This is a genomic window from Citrobacter sp. LUTT5, from assembly GCF_009905315.1.
Taxonomy (GTDB): Bacteria; Pseudomonadota; Gammaproteobacteria; order Enterobacterales; family Enterobacteriaceae; genus Citrobacter; species Citrobacter freundii.
Genome location: NZ_CP047606.1, coordinates 1,382,306 through 1,405,179 on the forward strand (window position 1 = coordinate 1,382,306; position 22,874 = coordinate 1,405,179).

Consider the following 22,874-nt stretch of genomic DNA (forward strand, 5'->3'; position numbering starts at 1 on the left):
AAACTACTGCCAGGTTATCAAATGGTTAAATAAATCTTCGCCGCATGTAAAAAATCGACCAGCTACGTAACTGGTCGGCGTACATCGCGGTGTTTACACGCACGACGACATAACTTTCGGGAGAATTATGCAATCCTCTGTTAATCAAAAAGAAAGCCGAACTTTCTTCGGTCATCCTTATCCGCTCGGCTCATTGTTCTTTACTGAGATGTGGGAGCGTTTTTCGTTTTATGGCATTCGTCCGTTACTGATCCTGTTTATGGCGGCTACCGTTTATGACGGCGGCATGGGACTGGCGCGTGAAAATGCCTCGGCGATTGTCGGTATCTTTGCCGGTACCATGTATCTTGCTGCGCTGCCAGGTGGCTGGCTGGCGGATAACTGGCTTGGTCAACAAAAAGCGGTATGGTATGGCTCCATCCTGATAGCACTTGGTCACCTGTCGATTGCACTCTCGGCCATCATGGGTGACAACCTGTTTTTTATTGGCCTGATGTTCATTGTGCTCGGTTCTGGCCTGTTCAAAACCTGTATCTCGGTGATGGTGGGTACGCTGTATAAAAAAGGCGATGCGCGCCGTGACGGCGGTTTCTCGCTGTTCTACATGGGTATCAACCTGGGTTCCTTCATCGCGCCATTGATCTCCGGTTGGCTGATTAAAACTCACGGATGGCACTGGGGTTTTGGTATCGGTGGTATCGGAATGTTGGTGGCGTTGCTCATCTTCCGTATCTTTGCCGTTCCGGCGATGAAACGCTACGATAGCGAAGTGGGCCTGGACTCGACCTGGAACAGCCCGGTTGTGAAACGTAATGGTGTGGGCGCGTGGCTGCTGGCGCTGGCAGTTGGTGTAGCAATTGTTGTTACCCTGATTGCGCAGGGAGTGATTGTGATTAACCCGGTCGCGGTTGCCAGCATGCTGGTGTACGTGATTGCCGCGTCAGTTGCGCTTTACTTTATCTATCTGTTCGTCTTTGCGGGGCTGAACCGTAAAGAACGCGCCAGGCTGCTGGTTTGCTTTATCCTGCTGGTTTCCGCTGCGTTCTTCTGGTCTGCCTTTGAGCAGAAACCTACCTCGTTCAACCTGTTCGCCAACGACTACACTAACCGTATGATCGGCGATTTTGAAATCCCGGCAGTATGGTTCCAGTCGATTAACGCTTTGTTCATCATTCTGCTGGCCCCGGTATTCAGCTGGGCGTGGCCAAAACTGGCGAGCATGAATATTCGCCCAAGCAGTATCACCAAGTTTGTCATCGGCATTCTCTGCGCAGCGGCGGGCTTTGGCGTGATGATGCTGGCGGCGCAAGACGTGCTGGCAAATGGCGGCGCGGGTGTTTCTCCATTCTGGCTGGTAGGCAGTATCCTGATGCTTACGCTCGGCGAGCTGTGCCTGAGCCCAATTGGTCTGGCGACCATGACGCTGTTGGCACCGGAAAGAATGCGTGGACAGATGATGGGTCTGTGGTTCTGCGCCAGTGCGCTGGGTAACCTGGCCGCGGGTCTGATTGGTGGTCATGTGAAGGCCGACCAGCTTGATATGCTGCCAGATCTCTTCGCGCGCTGCTCGATTGCGCTGCTTATCTGCGCCGCGGTACTGATCGTTCTCATTGTTCCGATTCGTCGCATGCTGGAGAATACACAGACTAAACCGGCAACTAGCGCCTGATAGCACCTCGATGATGCTGGGGCAGACGTTATGCCCCGGTAATTCAACTTTTGAGGTGAGAACATGCTGTTAGGGTTTGTTGGGCTGGGCGCAGTCGTTGAAACGGCATACTTGCCCGCATTACGTAGCCTCTTCGGTGATTCATTACGCTGTGTGGGGTTTGATGTTCAACCCACAAAACAGCCAACAGGCGTGACGCGTTGTACGTCGCTCGAAGAGCTGCTTACTCAGCCTCTTGATACCCTGTTCGTCACGACCGCATCCTTGCATCACCTTGAGGTGCTTGAACAGGCCCTGGCCTCTCCCATCGCACGTATCGTGGTTGAAAAACCTATTGTCGCCACGCTCTCCCAAATTGAAAAACTGAAAATGCTGCTGGCTCAACCAGGAGCCGCCGATCGTGCACTGGCACTCGACCACTGGATGGCGCGCATCGAAACGGTGAAACGAGGGTTGGTCAGCACTTTTGCCGAGATTGTGAAAATCGAAGGTTTTTTGCAGGAGCCAAGTGGATTTAACGCTGCAGGGGAGCCGATAGCGCTTAACTTTGCCACCGGTGAACCGGACACGCGTGAACTTCGCCACCCGGATGGCGTGATTCTGGATATCGGTACGCACGTGTTAGCAATGCTGCGGGAAACGGTACGGTATCTGGGAGGGAATAATGAGATGGTGCTGCGGTTAGTGAGTGCTAAAGACCGTCTGGGACGTGATATCCCCCAGAGTGACCTGACCACGGCAGAAGGCGAGGCGCATCTTCAGGGGCAGATTAGCGGCATTCCACTGGATATCCGGCTCAACAAATATGCGGGGCCAGCTGGTGGGCAAAAAGGTCTGCGGCTTTATCTGCGTGACGGACGTATTATCAGCCATGACCGACGCGGTACAGAAGATGTACTGGAAGTGATTGACGGCGAGGTGGTACAACGCTGGAGCATTACTGGTACGATTTACGCCCATTGTCTCGCTGAGCAAATTCTGGGAGCGCAAAGTTTGTTTGAACGTTGTCCGCAGGAGGTGAGCCAAACGACACTGCGCAGGCTGGAAGAAGTGGAGTGCCTGTTAACATTGCAGCAGCAGTTACGTGGGCCACATTAAGCGCATGGTGTTAATATAAAAGCAGCAATACATTTTCTGTATAAGGACACGATATGTCGATTACCTGCCCGGATTGTCATGCAGAGCTGGAGCCGCAAAATGGTGTGGCGCACTGCGAGCATTGTCACAAAGATATTCAACTGGAAGCGCGTTGTCCGGAATGCCATCTGCCACTGCAAGTATTAAAAGCCTGCGGAGCGGTGGATTATTTCTGTCAGAACGGCCATGGCCTTATTTCGAAGAAACGCGTGGAATATAATGTAATAATATAAATTACATTATGAATAACTTTTGCTGATTAATATTTATTATGAATGCTAATCAGCTTTAATTATTGTTATTACAAATGTTTTATCTTGCTTTGATAATCTGGCTGATTTTTTAGGATTATATTTAGGTTATAAAGGCATTCATTAGGTTGAATCATAAATATAATGTTCCTGTTGTACAGCAACTTTGTTAATACAGGAACATGTTATGGCCCGAAGGGCGCGCTTTGTTATCTTGCTTGTTCTATTCGTTTCTGGTGCAGTTATTGCCGGGGACAATATTGTTGCGCCTGCAGCAACCAATAACATAAGTGAGTCTACGTTGCCCGATCTCGGCAGTGAGTCGGTACTAAAAGAACAGCATAATAACGAAGAACAATCCATTAAAGAGAAAGGTGCCGACTATTTTATTAACTCTGCGACACAAGGCTTTGAAAACCTGACGCCTGACGCGTTGAAATCACAGGCGCAAAGCTATTTTCAAAATCAAATTACCTCCTCCACGCAATCGTATATAGAAGGGTTAATGTCACCGTACGGAAAAGTACGGACCAGTTTATCTGTTGGCGAAGGTGGCGATCTTGATGGTAGCTCTCTCGACTATTTTGTTCCCTTATACGATAACCAATATACATTGATTTTTAGCCAAGTCTCCGCGCAGCGTAAAGAGGACCGGACCATTGGAAATATCGGTTTTGGCTTGCGTCAAAATGTGGGGGATTGGTTACTCGGTGGCAACGCTTTTTATGACTACGATTTTAGCCGTGGGCACCGTCGCTTAGGTTTGGGCACTGAGGCATGGACAGATTATCTGAAGCTCTCTGGCAACTATTACCATCCACTTTCTGACTGGAAAGAGTCTGAGGATTTCGAGTTTTATGAAGAGCGCCCTGCCCGGGGATGGGATATTCGGGCTGAAAGCTGGCTGTCATTTTATCCACAGATCGGTGGGAAATTAGTCTACGAGCAGTACTATGGCGATGAAGTGGCATTATTTGGTACCGACAATTTACAAAAAAATCCCCATGCGGTAACCGTTGGTCTCAATTACATGCCTGTGCCGATGGTCACGTTGGGTGCAGATTACAAAGCCGGCACTGGAGATAATGCCGACCTTAGCATCAACGCAACCGTCACTTATCAGTTAGGTACGCCCCTGGCGGCTCAGCTTGATCCGGAAAACGTAAAAATTCAGCGATCTTTAATGGGCAGTCGTACCGATTTTGTCGAGCGTAATAATTTTATCGTTCTTGAATACCGTGAAAAAGATCCCCTTGATGTTGCGTTATGGCTCAAAGCCGATGCGACCAATGTCCATCCTGAATGCGTAATTGAAGACACGCCTGAGTCTGCGGTGGGACTGGAGAAATGTAAGTGGACGATCAATGCGCTTGTCTCTCATCACTACAAAATCATCTCCGCCTCCTGGCAGGCAAAAAATAATGCCAATCGCACATTAGTGATGCCAGTAGTAAAAGCTGATGCCCTCACTGAAGGGAATAATAACCGCTGGAATCTGGTCCTCCCTGCGTGGGTCAATGCGGATACAGAAGCACAGCGTACAGAGTTAAATACCTGGAAAGTGCGCATGACCCTGGAAGATGAAAAGGGGAATAAGCAAAACTCGGGTGCTGTGGAAATTACCGTCCAGCAGGATCGTAAAATCGAATTGATTGTCGATAACGTCGCCGACGCCGATCGTACCGATCATAGCCATGAGGCCAGCGCTTTGGCGGATGGCGTCGATGGTGTTGTGATGGACCTGGTGCTGACCGATTCATTTGGGGATACGACCGATCGTAACGGTAAAGTGCTGGTGGATGAGGCTATGGCGCCTGAACTCTATGACAGCAATGACAAAAAGGTGTCGCTTTCTTCCACCGCTTGTACCGCCGAATTGCCCTGCGTCTTCATTGCCAGCCGTGACAAAAAGGCGGGAACCGTCACGCTCTCCAGTACGCTTCCTGGTACGTTTCGCTGGAAAGCGAAGGAAGACGCCTACGGCGACAGTAACTATGTTGACGTGACGTTTACCGGTGATGCGTTTGATGCGTTGAATGCGCTCATTTATCAAATGAAAACATCTTCTCCCGTTAATTTGAGCGGCAAACAAGATAGGCATCCTGTCGTTAATAATACCTATCGATTTGTACTGTGGCGTGATGCCAATAAAGACGGCGTTTTCCAGATGTCAGAACAACTGGCAGAAGATGAAATGGCGCTTTATGACTATCAATGGGAATTTACCGGGCAAAGCGTGACGGGAAATACCGGAGCACAAGCCAATACCCGCAATGAAGATCTGGTGTTGCCAGCAACAAATAGAGAGGCTGCGCAAAAATTCGCTGCTCATGAGCAGGATGGTATTCAGGGCTATGGCATACGCGTGGTGTATAGCCAGAAATAGTGTCAGCGTAGTGGCTGACCAGCCAGTCGCTGAATGTTGAAGAAAAAGGAGAGTCTTGATGCAATTAGTATTAAAACGGCGGCTGACGAAGGTCGCACTGGCGTTGGCTGTGGCAGGGTATTGTGCTGTGCCTGCAGTCGCGGCTAATGGGAATCTGAAAGCCGGTCAGTGGCAAAGCGCGACAGAAAGTACCGGTACTATTCAAGGGACTATCCCGTGGATTACACGGGCTGCAGATAAAACGGCGGAAACGGATAAAGCACATGTCACGGTGACGATTGACCGTGGTAGTCGAACCGTGGCAACTGAAGGTGACCGGCAGTTTCACGCGGGCGACAAAGTGAAGGTCAACTGGGCTATCGGCGATACGGAAGGTGACCTGGATGCGGATAACACGGCGACCAAAGCGACTGTGCAGTGGATGAGCTATAGCGATCAGAATGGCGGCGATGCACAAGAGATAGGTACAAAAGGCAGCGACACCTATGAAATTCAGGCTGCGGATGCCGATCGCTACATCGGTATTAAAATTACGCCTACCACAACTACCGGCGATCCGAATGTTGCCACAGAATTGCTGCTAAACGATCTGTCGACCAACGCTGGCGGTGGTTCTGACGATGATGACATTCCGGAAGGTCCGGTGGTCGATGAAAATGTCCACGTCGTCATCTACGAGGCGGGTACAACAACCAATCTGTTGGGCACGAGCACCAAACTTAAAACCAACACCACCTATAAAGTGCTGCTGTGGAAAGATAAAAACGCCAGTCGCTCTTACGATGCAGGTGAAGAAGTTACCAGTGATTACAACTACCGCTGGAAATTCACCGGTAACAGTCTGCAGTTGGGCACTGTGGGTGGGATTGTCAACGCTACCTACAACAATAGCGATCTGGTTATTCCGCTTACCAACGCCGAAGCGAAGGCTGCCTTCGATTATGCCGATGGCGTTACCCTCGGCAACGATGGCGTCCAGGGATATGGCTTGTCTATCGACTACCAACGTAAATAAAACCGTGCAAGACCGCTTCCTTAGGGAGCGGTTTTTCCGCGCCCTTTGTTTAGCTCGGGGTTAAGCAAAGTGTGTTGAAACGCGAACACAGAATAAATGGGTAGTGACTGCTCAAGGATGGGGGATCTGGCAGGTGAATAAAGTTTATCGCTCTTTACTGGCGTTAGCTCTGTTAATGGGTGCAGTGCCGGTACTTTCTGCACTAAAAAGTGGGGCATGGCAGGAGTTGCGCACAGCTACGGATGCGATAAACGGCACCCCGCCGACGGCGGACAGCGCGTTCGTTCCGGTTTATCAGGGCAGCGTTGTGCTCTCTCCCGGTGAAGCGCACGCTGTGGCCTTCAGCGCGATGCCCCGCGACTTCAGCGTTGACGATTCAGCCAGCGCACTGCAGCTGGCTAATCCGCTCGATACCGAGGGCGATCTGTTCGCCATACCGCCGCTGCGCTGGGAAAGCGAACAGACGCCCGCTATCAGTTTAGTCTGGGCAGATGCCGCCACACCGGATGAACCGCTTAACCCGCAGCCGGTCGCCAATAAAACGTTCTGTGCGCAGAATATGGCCGGCGGGCATTACGTGGTCTGGCCACAACTGGAAGATAGCAGTGCGCTACCCGCGCTTTACCTCATTACGTCGACGGGAACACCGAACAGCAATACGGTTGCTTTAACCGAACAAAAAGTGGCGATTGACGTAGCTACCGCCGTGGGCGAGCCACTGTCACTCAGCGCCGTGCCGATGGACGACACGTTAAAAGCAGCCAAGGTCAAAGCAGGGGAAAGTATCACGCTGACCGTTACCACCCGCGATTGCGCCGGTAACGTGGTGGGCAATACCGCATTTATTATTACCCGCAGCGATGCGCTTAACCGCCAGAACATCGTCAACAATAATGCACCGGTACACGTTGGTGATACGGAACTGACCACCACGGCGACGGAATACCACGGTGTTACGGGCGCTGACGGCAAAGCGACAGTGACCGTCACCCAGGCAAACGGTCCCGGCGTAAAAACTACCCTGACGGTGATGCCGGCAAACAATACGGCGCTAAAAGACAGCGTCGATGTCATTTTCACCACCCTGACCAGCCCGGACAGCGACAAAGCGGCGATGTGGGGGCATATGGAAGAAAGCGCTACGGCAAACGTCGATGGCGTCATCTATACCTTCACGCGTCCAAAACTGGCGGCGGAAACCAGTGGTACTAGTGCTACTTTTGCTGCCAGCAATGAAAGCTGGGCGCAGTTTACCTGGGATAGCGCGGATAACCACTGTGCCATTTTGCCGGATGCCGAACAGCTGGTGGCGCTGCGGGCCGCCCACAGCACCGCGGCGGCCTATCCCGGTTGGCCAATTGATACCTACTGGTCGTCCACGAAAGATCAGCTCGATATTTATCACTACGCTACCAGTATGGGGAGTGGGGCGGTGATACGAGAAAGCAACAGTACGGCTTTACTTGTGAGCTGCGTGGATAAAGCGCTGCCTTTAGCGTATCCACAAATCACGCTTTCTCCCGATGCGCCATACAAGGCGGAAGTCGGCGAGACGATTGATGTGATAGCCAGCGTGGTTGACCGGAATACCAATAAACCGTTGCCTTATCGCTATCTTGAACTGTTTGTCGACCCCGCCTCTAACCGTAAAGGGGAGCATAAAGATGAGTGGGATAATCTGCGGGTCGTTGTCCGTAGTGATGATATGCGTGCATCGTCCCCGGAACACTATACCGGGGTAACGGACGCGAACGGTCAGGTACATTTGTCGTTAAGTCATGACAATGGGATAGGGGTAGAAACGCCGATCCGCATTGTGATGGCGGATGATGAAGGCGCAAGCATCACGTTCCCCTTTAATGTGATTTTTACGGTGATAACCAGCCCGGACGTTGACGGGGCGAATATGTATGGCCATATGCAACGGGGTATTGTGGAGAAAGGAAATCTCTACAAGCGTCCGCTATTGGCGTTCGAAACAAGTCATAAAACCGGTCAGCAAAGTGAAAATAGCGAAGAATGGGCCACCTTCGATTCTCTGATCTCTGCCACGAATCAGTGTGGCGCAGGTCAGGTCCCCGACACGGGTTCTCTTGAAACGCTCTACAGCGCACATCCTGATAATAAAATCCTGACAGAACACGGCTGGCCGACGGCGTCTGATGCTTATATGGCCGATGATGCCACGCAGATGGCGTACTTTAATCTGGACGATGGTAGCAAGGGGGTCGGTGGCTCAGCCCACTATCTGACCTGTTCAGCCAATGAAATGGTGGCTCAACTGAGCGTCTATTTCAATGACGATGTTTCGTTACGCCTGCCCGTCGCCAAAACAGGCGAGCAAATCAAAATGAACGTCCATTCGCAAAATGCGTTGAACGGAGCAACGATAGCGAATGTGAAGTTTTCAGTCACCATGGGGCTCGGCAAAAATCGCAGCGGGATGACCACCGGCTTTACTGACCCAAGTCAGGGGGAATTGCTATTTGACAGCGTTGCCTATGGCGCGGGTACATCTTCAATGACGTATGAGGGGATGACGGATGCGAACGGTGACGCGCAAATTATTCTTGAGCAGCCACGCGGCGTGGGGTTAATCACACCGCTAAGCGTAGTACCGATTGATTCACTGCTAAACTCGCCTATCTCGCGTAGCGTGAAGTTTACCGTTCCGACAAGCCCGGATACGCCAAAAGCCCATATGTGGGGGCATATGGCGGACGTCATAACCGTGGATAATCTCACGTTTGAACGCCCGAAACTGGCGGCAGAGTCAGGGGCAACCCGAACCCAGGATGAAGCGAATGAAACCTGGGCTCGCCTCACACATGCCGATGCGCTGGGAAATACCGCAGCCGGGGGATGTGCGCTTAATCGTCTGCCACGTATCGACCAGCTTACCACTTTGTACAATGCCAACAATGACGGCGAGATACATACGGTTGCCGGATGGCCTGTGGGGCTGGGCTACTGGTCCGTCACGTACGCCAGCCAGTCCAGCTGGCAACAGATATCGTTGTCGGGTGGAGAGGTGACGGCGGGGGGCGATGTTTCGGATTACGTCAGTTGCCTGACCAGCGATAACCCGGCGGCGGCGTCCATCACCATTGAACCGGTGGATGCGTCGCAGTGGTATGACAACAACGTTAATAGCGTACATGCGGTAAGAGTGAAGAAAGGCGAGACGCTACAACTGAAGGTCACGGTGAAAGATGCCAATGGAAACCCTGTGCCGCAAGCGCCTTTTGTCATGAGCCGTGGTGATGGTTTTACCCGACAGAATGTTAAACATGCCGCTGGCAGCGGTGATGGTATTGTGTCGCCGGTGGTCATTGACGGCGAATCTGTTAACGACACGGCGACGAAAATCGGCGGCCTGACGGGCGTGGACGGTAGCAAAATCATCAATGTGACCCGCCCGGATACGCATGGCACTAAAGTGGCGATAACGGCGGCGCTGTACGGCAATGCCAGCGTGAGTGCCAGCCTCGACACCATCTTTACGGTGGTCACCAGCCCCGACTCGGACAAGGCGACGCTGTGGGGGCATATGACGGACACGCTGACGGCGGCAGACGGTACGAGCTACCACCGGCCGCTGCTGTACGCGGAGCTGAGTAATACCCTCAATGTGATGAGTTATACGGAAGATAACGAGGCGTGGTCCCGGTTTTACGGCCCTGATGGCCGCAAAAACAATGCGGAGATGTGCGCGGCCGGGTATTACCCTGCCATCGACGCTCTGGACGCGCTTTATCGCCAATACCCGGACAGAAGCATCAAGACGGCACAGGGCTGGCCGATAGACTACTCCTACTGGAGTGGTAGCTATGTGAGTAAGTTTTCTTCTGAAGCGCCCATCGATTTTTATGTCGTCGATCTGGATGATGGCAGCCATCATTCGGTGTCGGCGACGGATACCAGCGCCATGCAGTACCAGATTTGTACGAGTACGGGGGCTGCACAGGCAACGATGATCGCGCTGACCTCGACGGTGGCAATAGACAAAACCGCGCAGGCGGTGAAAGTGAAGACGGGTGAAAGAGTGCCGTTAACGATCACCACCACGGATGCTGCCGGTAACCCGGTAGGGAACGCAGTGTTTACCCTGACGCGAGACCGAGGTTCGATACGCGGCAGCAGTGCGCTTACTTCCTGGACCATACCAACCATGGAGCTGGTGCTGACCGGACAGGCGCCGCAGACCTGGCTTTATAACGGCACCTATTATGGGGTCACCGGCTCGGACGGCACGCTGTCTCTTGATGTAGGTGAAGATACTGGGCCGGGGTTGAAAACGGTGTTGAACGCCAGCTTGTATAAAACCCCAGCGGCAACCTCGTCGCTGTCGACAGTGTTTACCGTACTCACCAGTCCAGACAGCAGTAAAGCCCAGATGTGGGGGCATATGCCGGAGACTTTCACCGCCAGCAACGGCGCGGAATTTATGCGCCCAAGGCTGAGGTATGAGCTGAATTCAACCACGGATACGGAGTCGGTCATACAAAACAATGAAATGTGGTACACGGTGAAAAATGTGAATAGCGGGCGCGGGGCCTGCACGATGAACCAAATGCCGACGGCGGCCGATTTAACGTCGCTGTATAACGATCACCCGGATAGCGCATTAACCGCTGATTACGGTCTTCCGATGATCGCCTCGTATGGGTGGTGGGCGGGTGATAAGACGCTAAGCGGGCAAACGTCTTTATATCAATACATTAATTTTCGTAATGGTGTCATGAACACAACGACATCTTCGTCCCCGACCAACGTAACGCAGTTGTGTCTGACGGCAAAACGTGAGTATGCCATTACGCTTGACTCCTCCACTCTATGGAATGAGACGTACGCAAGCTTCATGAGTAAGAAAGGTGAAACGTTACCGCTAACGGTTAGCGTAAAAAATGCTGCCGGCATCCCACAGGCCAATACCGTGGTGGTGGTGGGGCGTTCTTCATCGACCACGCGCGCCAGTACGGTGATAACAAACACCCAGGCTTATATGACCTTGACGCCCGTTACGCCTGAGGGGAGTGCGACGAGTTTCAATTCCGGTTCGTCGAAATGGTATGGGATGACGGATACCGACGGTAAGGTGCAATTAACCTTAGCGCAGGACAATTCGAGCGGCCTGAAAACGACGGTAACCGCCACGGTGGAGGGAGACAGTTTAGCCACGGTGAGTAAAAACGTAATCTTTTCCGTTCTCACCAGCCCGGACAGCGATAAGGCTGCCATGTGGGGCCATATGCCGGAAACGGTGACGAACAGCGCTGGCGTCACATTCCATCGCCCTTATCTTGCTGCGGAGACGTCGGGTTATACTTCCAGCGTTGCCAGTAGCAATGAACGCTGGCCGTTGAGGTTGCAATCCACCACGCTGACGACCGGGAAGTCCGACTGTGATGAGGCGTATCAGCCTTTATTAAGCGATCTGCAAACATTGTATGCAGATAATCCCAGCGGAGCGTTGTTTGAACGTTATGGTTGGCCGGTGAATGAAAAATGGTTCTGGTTTGCGGTAGATCGCGCGGCGAATACCGGGAACTATCAGTCTATGCGGCTGGATGTGGGGAACGTATCGTCAAGCAGTTCTGCGAGTAATACAGGGGCGCAGGTTTGCCTGGTCGACCCGCATTCACCGGTACCTGCGACGATTGAACGGACTTCCAGTATTGCCCTCGATAGGTAAGCGATGCGGTGAAAGTCAAAAAAGGCGAAGAGATCCCGCTCACCGTCACCATGAAAGACAGCAGCGGCAATCCGTCTGCGAAACCAGCAGCGATGGCGTAGTCTTTAAGCGACCACTGTTGATGAATGAAGCGCCGTCGCATGATAACACCTTTGGTCCTATCGCTATGGGTGATGAAATCTGGACGCTGTTTAACCATGACGGTGCGGGGCTGGCGAGTAAATCGGGTTGCCCCGAAAACTATCAGCCGACATTGAGTGAGTTGCAAAAGCTGTATAGTGACTACCCTGGCAGTCAGATAGGGGAACGGTTTGCCTGGCGAACCCGCACGTTTCCACTGCGATGATGACGCTATCTCCCCCGCGATAGAACGAATAGACAGACGGCAGCGGGCTACTTAGCTTTTGGCTGGCGCTTTTTCCCGGCAGCCGTTACCGTTTTTATCTCGCTTTCCACCCAGCCGTCGTTCAGTCGGGTGGTGAGCAGGTCGCCGGGTCTGGCCTGTTTGGTTTTCTTTAGCACTGTGCCATCGCTTGTTGTCGTGACGCTATAGCCGCGCGCTAACGTTGCCAGTGGGCTGACGGCTTCCAGATGGGTGACCGCGTTGCCGAAACGCTCGCGCTGCTCGCTTAGCCGCGCACGAATATCTTCCGCCAGTCGATATTTCAGTTGCTGAATACGTGTTTGCGCGCGGTGGATACGCGGCTGTGGGTTCTGCTGGTTCAGCCGCTGCAGCATGCGATGCTGACGCTGATTGGCCTGTTTAATTTTATTCTCAAGTGCGAAGTTCATTCTCTGACGCAGTCGTTCCAGCACGGTCTGCTGGCGGGCCAGACGCAGCTGCGGATGCTGCTGTTGCAAGCGGTGATTAAGCTGGGTAAATCGACGAGTTCGGTTGGCGAGATAGTAATCCATCGCCATTTCCAGACGTTGCTGACCATGCTGAATTTGACGCAGCAGCTCGAGCTGATTGCGGCTGACAATTTCTGCAGCCGCCGACGGCGTTGGCGCGCGCAGATCGCCGACAAAATCGGCAATGGTCACATCGGTTTCATGGCCGACGGCGCTGACCACCGGAATGCGGCTGGCAAATATCGCCCGTGCTACGCGCTCGTCGTTAAAGCTCCACAAATCTTCCAGCGAGCCGCCGCCGCGCCCGACGATTAATACGTCACACTCGCCACGGGCGTTTGCCAGCTCAATTGCGCGCACAATCTGCCCCGGCGCATCGTCGCCCTGGACAGCGGTTGGATAGATAATAACGGGCAGGGAAGGGTCGCGGCGTTTCAATACGTGGAGAATATCGTGTAGCGCTGCCCCGGTTTTCGAGGTTATCACCCCGACGCAGTGGGCCGGTGAGGGCAGCGTTTTTTTGAACTGCTGATCGAACAGCCCTTCAGCCTGTAGTTTGGCCTTCAGTTGCTCATACTTCTGTTGCAACAGACCTTCACCCGCAGGCTGCATGCTCTCAACAATTATCTGGTAGTCCCCACGCGGCTCATACAATGTAATGTTGGCGCGCACCAGCACCTGTTGCCCGTGCTGCGGGCGGAACGTTACCCGGCGGTTGCTGTTGCGAAACATCGCGCAGCGAACCTGAGCGGTGTCATCTTTGAGCGTGAAGTACCAATGACCCGAGGACGGCTGAGTGAAATTGGAGATTTCACCGCTGATCCACACTTGCCCCATTTCCTGCTCAAGCAGCAAACGAACCGTCTGATTCAGGCGGCTTACGGTAAAAATTGAGGTGGTCTGAGAGGATAACATGTGAGCGGGATCAAATTCTAAATCAGCAGGTTATTCAGTCGAAAGTAACATGCTCACAGAGGAGCGCAAGGTTTTTTTGCAAAAAAGTGTGGATGCAATCGGTTACGCTCTGTATAATGCCGCGGCAATATTTAATAACCTCCCAGGTGAGATATTGCCCATGCTACGTATCGCAAAAGAAGCCCTGACGTTTGACGACGTCCTCCTCGTTCCCGCTCATTCTACCGTTCTGCCGAATACTGCTGACCTCAGCACCCAGTTGACGAAAACCATTCGCCTGAACATTCCTATGCTCTCCGCAGCAATGGACACCGTGACGGAAGCGCGCCTGGCAATTGCCCTGGCCCAGGAAGGCGGCATCGGTTTTATCCACAAAAACATGTCCATCGAGCGCCAGGCTGAAGAAGTTCGCCGCGTGAAGAAACACGAATCTGGCGTGGTAACTGACCCACAGACCGTACTGCCAACCACTACTCTGCGCGAAGTGAAAGAACTGACCGAGCGTAACGGCTTTGCAGGCTACCCGGTGGTGACTGAAGATAACGAACTGGTCGGTATCATCACCGGCCGTGACGTGCGTTTTGTGACTGACCTGAACCAGCCGGTTAGCGTATATATGACGCCAAAAGAGCGTCTGGTGACCGTTCGTGAAGGCGAAGCGCGCGATGTCGTTTTCGCCAAAATGCACGAAAAACGCGTTGAGAAAGCGCTGGTTGTTGATGACAGCTTCCATCTGCTCGGTATGATCACCGTTAAAGATTTCCAGAAAGCTGAACGTAAACCTAACGCCTGTAAAGACGAGCATGGTCGTCTGCGCGTTGGTGCAGCTGTAGGCGCAGGTGCTGGTAACGAAGAGCGTGTTGACGCGCTGGTTGCCGCGGGCGTTGACGTACTGCTGATTGACTCCTCTCACGGCCACTCTGAAGGCGTACTGCAGCGTATTCGTGAAACTCGTGCTAAATATCCTGATCTGCAGATTATCGGCGGTAACGTTGCTACGGGCGCAGGTGCTCGCGCTTTGGCTGAAGCTGGCTGCAGCGCTGTTAAAGTGGGTATTGGCCCTGGCTCCATCTGTACTACCCGTATCGTGACCGGCGTCGGTGTTCCGCAGATCACCGCCGTTTCTGATGCCGTTGAAGCGCTGGAAGGCACCGGTATTCCGGTTATCGCCGATGGCGGTATTCGTTTCTCCGGCGACATCGCTAAAGCGATTGCTGCTGGTGCTGCCGCAGTGATGGTTGGTTCCATGCTGGCGGGTACTGAAGAATCCCCGGGCGAAATCGAACTGTACCAGGGCCGTTCTTACAAATCTTACCGCGGTATGGGTTCTCTGGGCGCGATGTCCAAAGGGTCTTCTGACCGTTACTTCCAGAGCGATAACGCCGCTGACAAACTGGTCCCGGAAGGTATCGAAGGCCGCGTAGCGTATAAAGGCCGCCTGAAAGAGATCATTCACCAGCAGATGGGCGGCCTGCGCTCCTGTATGGGGCTGACCGGCTGTGGTACTATCGACGCGCTGCGAACGAAAGCAGAGTTTGTACGCATCAGCGGTGCGGGTATTCAGGAAAGTCACGTTCACGATGTGACCATCACCAAAGAGTCCCCTAACTACCGCATGGGCTCCTGATAAGTTTCCGCGCCCGGCTATATGCCGGGCGAATTTGTTTCACTTGCCTCGGAATTAGCGTCAATGACAGACAATATTCATAAACATCGCATTCTCATCCTCGATTTTGGCTCGCAGTACACTCAGCTGGTTGCACGTCGCGTACGTGAACTGGGCGTCTACTGTGAACTGTGGGCATGGGATGTTACGGAAGCACAAATTCGCGAATTCAACCCAAGCGGTATTATTCTTTCCGGTGGCCCGGAAAGTACCACTGAAGAAAACAGCCCGCGTGCGCCGGAATACGTTTTCAATGCGGGCGTGCCGGTGTTCGGCGTGTGCTACGGCATGCAGACCATGGCAATGCAGCTCGGTGGTCATGTTGAAGGTTCTAACGAACGTGAATTCGGCTATGCGCAGGTTGAAGTTCAGACCGACAGCGCGCTTGTCCGCGGTATTGAAGACTCCCTGACCGCAGACGGCAAACCGTTGCTGGATGTGTGGATGAGCCACGGCGACAAAGTGACTGCCATTCCGGAAGGTTTCGTGACCGTTGCCAGCACCGACAGCTGCCCGTTTGCTATCATGGCGCACGAAGAAAAACGCTTCTATGGCGTGCAGTTCCACCCGGAAGTTACCCACACCCGTCAGGGCATGCGCATGCTGGAGCGTTTTGTGCGCGATATCTGCCAGTGTGAAGCGCTGTGGACGCCGGCAAAAATTATCGATGACGCCGTTGCCCGCATTCGTGAGCAGGTTGGCAATGACAAAGTTATCCTCGGTCTGTCCGGTGGCGTTGACTCCTCTGTGACTGCGATGCTGCTGCACCGTGCAATCGGAAAAAACCTGACCTGCGTGTTCGTCGACAACGGTCTGCTGCGCCTGAACGAAGCCCAGCAGGTAATGGATATGTTTGGTGACCATTTCGGCCTGAACATCGTTCACGTTGAAGGCGAACAGCGTTTCCTCGACGCGCTGAAAGGCGAGAACGATCCTGAAGCGAAACGTAAGATCATCGGCCGCGTATTCGTTGAAGTGTTCGACGAAGAAGCGCTGAAGCTGGAAGACGTTAAGTGGCTGGCACAGGGAACTATCTATCCGGACGTGATCGAATCCGCGGCATCTGCCACCGGTAAAGCGCACGTTATCAAATCTCACCACAACGTGGGCGGTTTGCCGAAAGAGATGAAGATGGGTCTGGTTGAGCCGCTGCGTGAGCTGTTCAAAGACGAAGTGCGTAAGATTGGTCTGGAGCTGGGCCTGCCGTACGACATGCTGTACCGTCACCCGTTCCCGGGACCGGGGCTGGGTGTACGTGTGCTTGGCGAAGTGAAGAAAGAGTACTGCGACCTGCTGCGTCGCGCGGATGCTATCTTCATTGAAGAACTGCACAAAGCTGACCTGTACAACAAAGTCAGCCAGGCGTTCACCGTGTTCCTGCCGGTACGTTCCGTTGGCGTCATGGGCGATGGCCGTAAGTACGACTGGGTTGTTTCCCTGCGTGCAGTAGAAACCATCGACTTTATGACCGCGCACTGGGCACACCTGCCGTATGATTTCTTAGGCCGTGTCTCTAACCGCATCATTAACGAAGTGAACGGCATTTCCCGCGTGGTGTATGATATCAGCGGTAAGCCGCCGGCTACCATTGAGTGGGAATAATAGCCCTTTCTGTTAGCGGTTTCTGAACCGGTAATATGTAAAAGAACCCTCTTTTATAGAGGGTTTTTTATTGCGCTCATACCGAAGCGCTGTGAATTAATCAACCAACTGTAGCTGGGGTTGAGATTGGGGGGGCTACGTTCTCAACGCGAATATCCATCTGCGGATACGGCAGGGAGATATGGTTGGCGTCCAGGGCTTCTTTAATGTTTTCCAGCAGATCGTAATAGGTATTCCAGTATTCGATGTTGGGTACCCATACGCGGACGTAAAAATTCAATGCTGAAGCGCCCAGTTCGCCCAGACGAACGGTTACCCCACGTTGCTTATCGATGCGGGTATCCTGATCGATAATATGGTTAATCACGCGCTTAACGTCAGCTATCCGGCTCTGATAGCCGACGCCAATCACCAGATCGATACGGCGGAAAGGGTGGCGGGAATAGTTAATGATATTGTCAGCGATGATCTTACCGTTTGGAATGACCACTTCTTTGCTGTCGGCGGTGAGCAGGGTGGTGGAGAAAATATGTACCTTTTCCACCGTTCCGGTGACTGCCCCAATTTGTACCACTTCTCCGGCGCGGAATGGACGCAGGGAGACCAATAGTACGCCAGCGGCAAAGTTGGAAAGCGATCCTTGTAGCGCGAGTCCAATGGCCAACCCGGCGGCACCAATGACGGCAATAATGGAGGATGTTTCGATACCGACGCGACCCAATGCGGCAACAACGGCAAAGGCGAGGGTAATGTAACGTACCAGCGCGGTGAAGAACTGGATAATGGTTCGGTCAACTTTACGTTTTAACAGTAATTTTTCCAGACCACTGGAGATCAGGCGAGAGACAAATTTACCGACAAACAGTAAAATTACGGCGGCAACGATATTCCAGCCGAATTGAATAACCGCATCGCTGTGTCCAGCGATCCATTCAAGACCGCTGCTTATTTTCGGAAATAATGAAAAACCACTCATGGTATTACCCTGTAGAATTTAAAATGGTAATGATTCAAATAAGCATTTAATTTCATACATAATATTAATGCTTTCACCTGTGATATTTTTTGGTGATATTAATTGGCGTCTATTTGAACACAGTGTGTCTTTTTATACCCAGTAAATCGGAACGTAAAAATGAGCGCGAATGGTGCAGTGAAGTGAGATTAAAAGATTGTGAATTTGTGCGAAAAACACGGTCTATTATCGGATAACTCCGTGCTTGTGGTGGGTAAGGCTACGTATTTTTTCATCACTCAAATCCCTTACCGGATGGTTAAATGTCAGGCGATTAGCCATCCGGTAAGGAATCTTAATGCTGAGATATTACAGGCGCGAGCGATCAGCGCACGTCAGTTTGAGCAGGAGATGCCTGTTGCGGCTGGGTGATCTGCTGAGAGTCTTTTTTGTTCTGGTGGTGGTGCCACGCACCTATAGCGGAGTAGACGAAGCGTCCGAAGAAGAAGAGAAAGCTGATAAGCAGTACGATCCGGATCATGCGACTATTAAATCGGTGTCGTTTGCGTAGGCTGGTAACCTGGCTCACAAAAGGTTCCTTGTAGTGTACCCAACTGAGGGCGATACTCACATTAAGGCATACTGTGAGGCAATGGTCAATTTTTCGTTATGTAAAATTGCTTCAGTTGTTTTATCCTCATATGTTATGAAAATTAATATTATTATTTGCATTAATAATGAATTAACGATAAGAAACGATGAAAATAGTAATAATTGATTAATGAGGGGCTTTTTTTTTGATATATATCAAACGTCACCCTTTACTGATAACTAAAATCGATGAGACATAGTAATGTATTTAACTTCATCGTTTTAGAGTCAGGTGGGATGCCTGTCTGAATACCCCCTGCAGGATGTGCGGGATTCTACTGAGCATCTATGAAACTCAATAAAAATTATATTTGTATGAGAGATAGATGGTGGGCGTTACCTCTCATCATACCATCTTTGCTGTTGCCTATATTGAGCACTGCCAATACCTATGCCCATATTAGTACTGGGACCGTAATTCTTTTCTACATGCCTTTGGCGTTGATGATTAGCCTGATGCTATTTTTTGGCTGGGCGGCATTGCCGGGAATTATCATTTCCATTATCTGCTACAAATATCCGCAGGTTGGGTTATTTGAAACGCTCTCAATAATTTCGCACTTTATTGTAACGATAGTGCTGAGTTGGGGAGGGTATAAAGTATTTGCACCCCGGCGGAACAACGTATCTCACGGTGACTCCCACCTGATGTTTCAGCGCATGTTTTGGCAGGTCTTCTGCCCGGCGACGCTGTTTCTGATCCTCTTCCAGTTTGCCGCGTTTGTGGGTGTTTATGAGAGTAAATCCGGCATGGTGGGGGTTATGCCCTTTAATACTGGCACGTTGATCAACTATCAGGCTATGCTGGTCGGGAATCTGATTGGGGTTCCTTTGTGCTACTTTATTATTCGCACGATCCGCAACCCTTTGCATGTCAGAGGCTATTTTTCTCAATTAAAGCAGCAGTTTGATACCAAAGTTACCAAAACTGAGGTTGCGGTCTGGCTGATTATATTGGCTGTACTTATGGCATTGCTGTGTATGCCGTTAAATGAACAAAGCTCAATATTCAGCACAAATTATACTCTGTCGTTGTTGCTACCTGTCATGCTCTGGGGAGCAATGCGTTACGGTTACAGATTTATTTCGCTGATATGGTCTGTCGTACTTATTACCGCAATTCATTATTACCAGCGCTATATGCCTTGGTATTCTGGCTACGATACCCAGCTTGCCATTACCTCATCGAGCTATCTTGTTTTCTCCTTCATCGTGAACTTCATTGCCGTACTGGCAACGCGCCAACGCTTTGTTACCCGGCGCAACCATCGTCTGGCATTCTTTGATCCGATGGTGCATCTGCCAAATTTGCGCGCATTGAACCGGGATTTGAAAAAAACGCCATGGTCAGTGCTCTGCTTTTTGCGTGTTCCGGGCATGGAGCTACTGGTAAAAAATTACGGCATTATGCTGCGTATCCAGTACAAGCAAAAACTCTCACAGTGGATAACGCCACTGTTGGCACAGGATGAGCATGTCTATCAGTTATCGGGTAATGACTTAGTTTTGCGTTTTAACACTGAGTCGTATCAGGAGCGCATTGAAGCCCTGGACAGGCATATCAAGCAGTTCCGTTTTATTTGGGATGGCATGCCATTACAGCCGCAGGTGGGGATCAGTTTTTGCTATGTCCGTTCTCCTGTTAACCATATCTATCTGTTACTGGGAGAGTTAAGCACCATTGCCGAGCTTTCTCTGGCGACGAATTCACCAGAGAACTTGCAGCGCCGAGGCGTCATGCACTTGCAACGTGACCTGAAAGATAAGGTTGCGATGATGAATCGTCTACAGCTGGCGTTGGAGCACAATCGTTTTTTCCTGATGGCGCAGCCGATTTTTGGCGTACGCGGCGACGTTTATCATGAAATCCTGCTGCGCCTTGAGGGAGATGACGGTGAAACCATCCCGCCTGATTGCTTCTTGCCGGTCGCGCATGAGTTTGGCTTGTCATCCAGCATCGATATGTGGGTGATTGAAAATACGCTGAAGTTTATGGCACAGAATCGGGAAAAAATGCCCGCCCGTCGGTTTGCCATTAACTTGTCACCCACGTCGATATGTCGCGCCCGACTTCCGCATGACATCAAGCAGCTACTGGTTAAGTACAAGGTTGAAGCGTGGCAGTTGATTTTTGAAGTCACGGAAAGCAACGCCTTAACCAATGCGGAACAGGCACAGGCAACGTTACTGCAGCTGCAATCACTGGGCTGTCAGATTGCGATTGATGATTTTGGGACGGGTTACGCCAGCTATGCGCGGCTGAAGAATGTGAGTGCCGATATCCTGAAAATTGATGGCAGCTTTATTCGCAGTATCGTTTCGAATAGCCTCGACTACCAAATCGTGGCCTCTATTTGCCATCTGGCTCGGATGAAAAGAATGCTGGTGGTTGCGGAGTACGTCGAAAGTGAAGAAATACGCAGTGCGGTAATTTCGCTGGGGATTGACTACATGCAGGGGTACTTGATTGGTAAACCACAGCCATTGCATGAAACGCTGGAAGAACAGGCGCCAGACGCGCTGGCACCTGTTCTGAGTTTATGCGGCGATATCGGGTGAGGTTTCTTCTTCAATTTTGAGACGCCAGCCGGTTACGCCCTCCCAGTATTGCTGCTCTTTTTCCAGATCGAGCAGCACCAGCGCATTTTGGCTAAACCAGTCATGCGGGAAACGTAAGGTCCAGTGGTTGTGGTCGGTTATCAGAGTCAGGGTTGGCGGCGTGGTGGTCGCCTGACGCTGATTATTCAGCAGCACGCCCAGGCGTAACAGTTGAATTAACGGCAGAAACTGTTTTTTCTTGAACAGTGTAAAGCGGGGCAAGTCATCCAGTTTCACCGCTTTGCGATGATAACGAACTAATGTTGCCATCATCAGTTGTTGTTCCTGATTAAACCCCGGTAAATCGCTGTTTTGTAAGATATAAGCAGAGTGGCGATGTAAGCCGCTGTGGTTGATGTTCAGCCCAACCTCATGCAGCATCGCTGCCCAGCGCAGTAATGCTTCCAGTTGAGGATTGGCCAGTTTGGGCTGTTGCGTATGCCACTGGTCGTACATTTGCATCGTTGTTTCCAGTACGCGCCGGGCCTGTTCACTGTCAATGTTGTACTGGTTCGCCAGACTGCTGGCGGTACGGCTGCGAACGTCCTGGTGGCGAAAACGTCCTTCCATCTCGTACAGTACGCCTTCGCGTAGTGCGCCATCAGAAAGGCGAAGTTCGCGGATAGCCAACGCGTCAAAAACGCCGCACAGAATCGCGAGTCCGGGTACAAACACTGCTTTTCGTTCTTCTGACAATCCCGGCAAGCTGAGCGCATCAAATGACGCATGCTTCAGCACTTCAGATGTCAGTTTGTCCAGGCGTTCGGGGGTGATAAAACCGTCTTTTTCACCCATCTCCAGCAGCACTTCGTGTGCCGCTTTAATCGTGCCTGACGCGCCCATTGCGACGTTCCAGCCCTGAATGCGAAACTGCCACGTTAAGGTTTCAAGCTTTTGCGCTGCCGCCATGCGGGCACGCTGGAAGTTTTCCCGGCTGATAACACCGCCCGGGAAATACATCTGGGCAAAACTGACGCAGCCCATACGGCGGCTTTCGACCAGCTTGGGTTCGAAATCTTCGCCGATCACCAGTTCTGTTGAGCCGCCGCCGATATCGATAACCAGCTTGCGGCCTTTTTCCGGCTGAGTGTGCTCCACGCCCATAAAAATCAGTCGGGCTTCTTCGTTACCGGAGATAATCTCAATCGGGTAGGGGATGACTTTTTCCGCTCGCTTGAGAAAATCGGTCGCATTCAGCGCCTGACGCAAAGTATGGGTTCCCACGATGCATACGCTTGACGGGGGAAAGCCCTGCAGGCGTTCGGCGAACAGCGACAGGCAGCTTAATCCGCGTTCCATTGCCTCTTCGCTCAGCTTGTTATCTTCGCCGAGACCATCCGCCAGATGAACGCGCTGTTTCAGCCGCCCGATAATCTGCATTGCGCCATCTACCACGCGGGCAATGACCATATGGAAACTGTTTGAACCAAGGTCGACCGCAGCAAATTCCTGCGGTCGTGGAGTCTTGTCGTGTATTGGCAT

At 51.9% G+C, this 22,874-nt stretch carries 14 protein-coding genes; 10 read left to right on the forward strand and 4 right to left on the reverse strand.

Annotated features, from left to right (window positions below; genetic code table 11):
* The first annotated feature begins 127 nt into the window (after window positions 1-127).
* The 7 genes from GUC46_RS06505 (at window position 128) to GUC46_RS24015 (ending at window position 12,499) form a co-directional block, all read left to right on the forward strand.
* A complete protein-coding gene (locus GUC46_RS06505; protein WP_003037736.1) occupies window positions 128-1,669 on the forward strand; it encodes a peptide MFS transporter in 1,542 nt (513 codons plus the stop codon).
* A gap of 63 nt (window positions 1,670-1,732) precedes the next feature.
* Entirely contained in the window at window positions 1,733-2,767 is a 1,035-nt protein-coding gene (locus tag GUC46_RS06510) for a Gfo/Idh/MocA family oxidoreductase (RefSeq protein WP_130714448.1), read from the forward strand.
* Between the two features lie 53 nt (window positions 2,768-2,820).
* The gene (locus GUC46_RS06515; RefSeq protein ID WP_003838464.1) at window positions 2,821-3,039 is read left to right on the forward strand and encodes a zinc ribbon domain-containing protein; all 219 of its coding nucleotides are present in this window, start codon (window positions 2,821-2,823) and stop codon (window positions 3,037-3,039) included.
* A 205-nt stretch (window positions 3,040-3,244) separates the two neighbouring features.
* Window positions 3,245-5,443 carry an intimin-like inverse autotransporter SinH gene (gene sinH / locus GUC46_RS06520; RefSeq protein WP_130714449.1) on the forward strand — a complete coding sequence of 733 codons (2,199 nt, stop codon included), beginning with the start codon at window positions 3,245-3,247 and terminating at the stop codon, window positions 5,441-5,443.
* A 58-nt stretch (window positions 5,444-5,501) separates the two neighbouring features.
* Window positions 5,502-6,458, forward strand: coding sequence for a SinI family autotransporter-associated protein (locus GUC46_RS06525; protein WP_003838469.1), 957 nt, complete (start codon window positions 5,502-5,504; stop codon window positions 6,456-6,458).
* A 133-nt stretch (window positions 6,459-6,591) separates the two neighbouring features.
* Complete coding sequence (locus GUC46_RS06530; RefSeq protein ID WP_371729204.1) at window positions 6,592-12,153, forward strand: adhesion domain-containing protein; 5,562 nt, start codon at window positions 6,592-6,594, stop codon at window positions 12,151-12,153.
* Between the two features lie 121 nt (window positions 12,154-12,274).
* Complete coding sequence (locus GUC46_RS24015; protein WP_232481242.1) at window positions 12,275-12,499, forward strand: adhesion domain-containing protein; 225 nt, start codon at window positions 12,275-12,277, stop codon at window positions 12,497-12,499.
* 47 nt (window positions 12,500-12,546) lie between these two features.
* Here GUC46_RS24015 and xseA read toward each other — a convergent pair whose 3' ends face one another.
* On the reverse strand, window positions 12,547-13,920 hold the full coding sequence (xseA, locus tag GUC46_RS06535; RefSeq protein WP_115489989.1) for an exodeoxyribonuclease VII large subunit: 1,374 nt from the start codon (window positions 13,918-13,920) through the stop codon (window positions 12,547-12,549).
* A 160-nt stretch (window positions 13,921-14,080) separates the two neighbouring features.
* Between xseA and guaB the strand changes: the two genes are divergently transcribed.
* Window positions 14,081-15,547 carry an IMP dehydrogenase gene (gene guaB, locus GUC46_RS06540; RefSeq protein ID WP_003037756.1) on the forward strand — a complete coding sequence of 489 codons (1,467 nt, stop codon included), beginning with the start codon at window positions 14,081-14,083 and terminating at the stop codon, window positions 15,545-15,547.
* Window positions 15,548-15,610: 63 nt separating this feature from the next.
* On the forward strand, window positions 15,611-17,188 hold the full coding sequence (guaA, locus tag GUC46_RS06545) for a glutamine-hydrolyzing GMP synthase (protein WP_003037760.1): 1,578 nt from the start codon (window positions 15,611-15,613) through the stop codon (window positions 17,186-17,188).
* A gap of 100 nt (window positions 17,189-17,288) precedes the next feature.
* Here the strand turns inward: guaA and mscS are convergent, their stop codons facing one another.
* Complete coding sequence (gene mscS, locus GUC46_RS06550; RefSeq protein ID WP_130714450.1) at window positions 17,289-18,164, reverse strand: small-conductance mechanosensitive channel MscS; 876 nt, start codon at window positions 18,162-18,164, stop codon at window positions 17,289-17,291.
* A 364-nt stretch (window positions 18,165-18,528) separates the two neighbouring features.
* Window positions 18,529-18,732: a YfgG family protein gene (locus GUC46_RS06555; protein ID WP_071524479.1), complete on the reverse strand. Its 204-nt coding sequence runs from the start codon at window positions 18,730-18,732 to the stop codon at window positions 18,529-18,531.
* Between the two features lie 350 nt (window positions 18,733-19,082).
* Here GUC46_RS06555 and GUC46_RS06560 point away from each other — a divergent pair, with 350 nt between their 5' ends.
* Window positions 19,083-21,353: a sensor domain-containing phosphodiesterase gene (locus tag GUC46_RS06560; RefSeq protein ID WP_049014902.1), complete on the forward strand. Its 2,271-nt coding sequence runs from the start codon at window positions 19,083-19,085 to the stop codon at window positions 21,351-21,353.
* Here the strand turns inward: GUC46_RS06560 and ppx are convergent.
* Entirely contained in the window at window positions 21,333-22,874 is a 1,542-nt protein-coding gene (gene ppx, locus GUC46_RS06565; protein ID WP_160179946.1) for an exopolyphosphatase, read from the reverse strand. The genes GUC46_RS06560 and ppx overlap by 21 nt on opposite strands.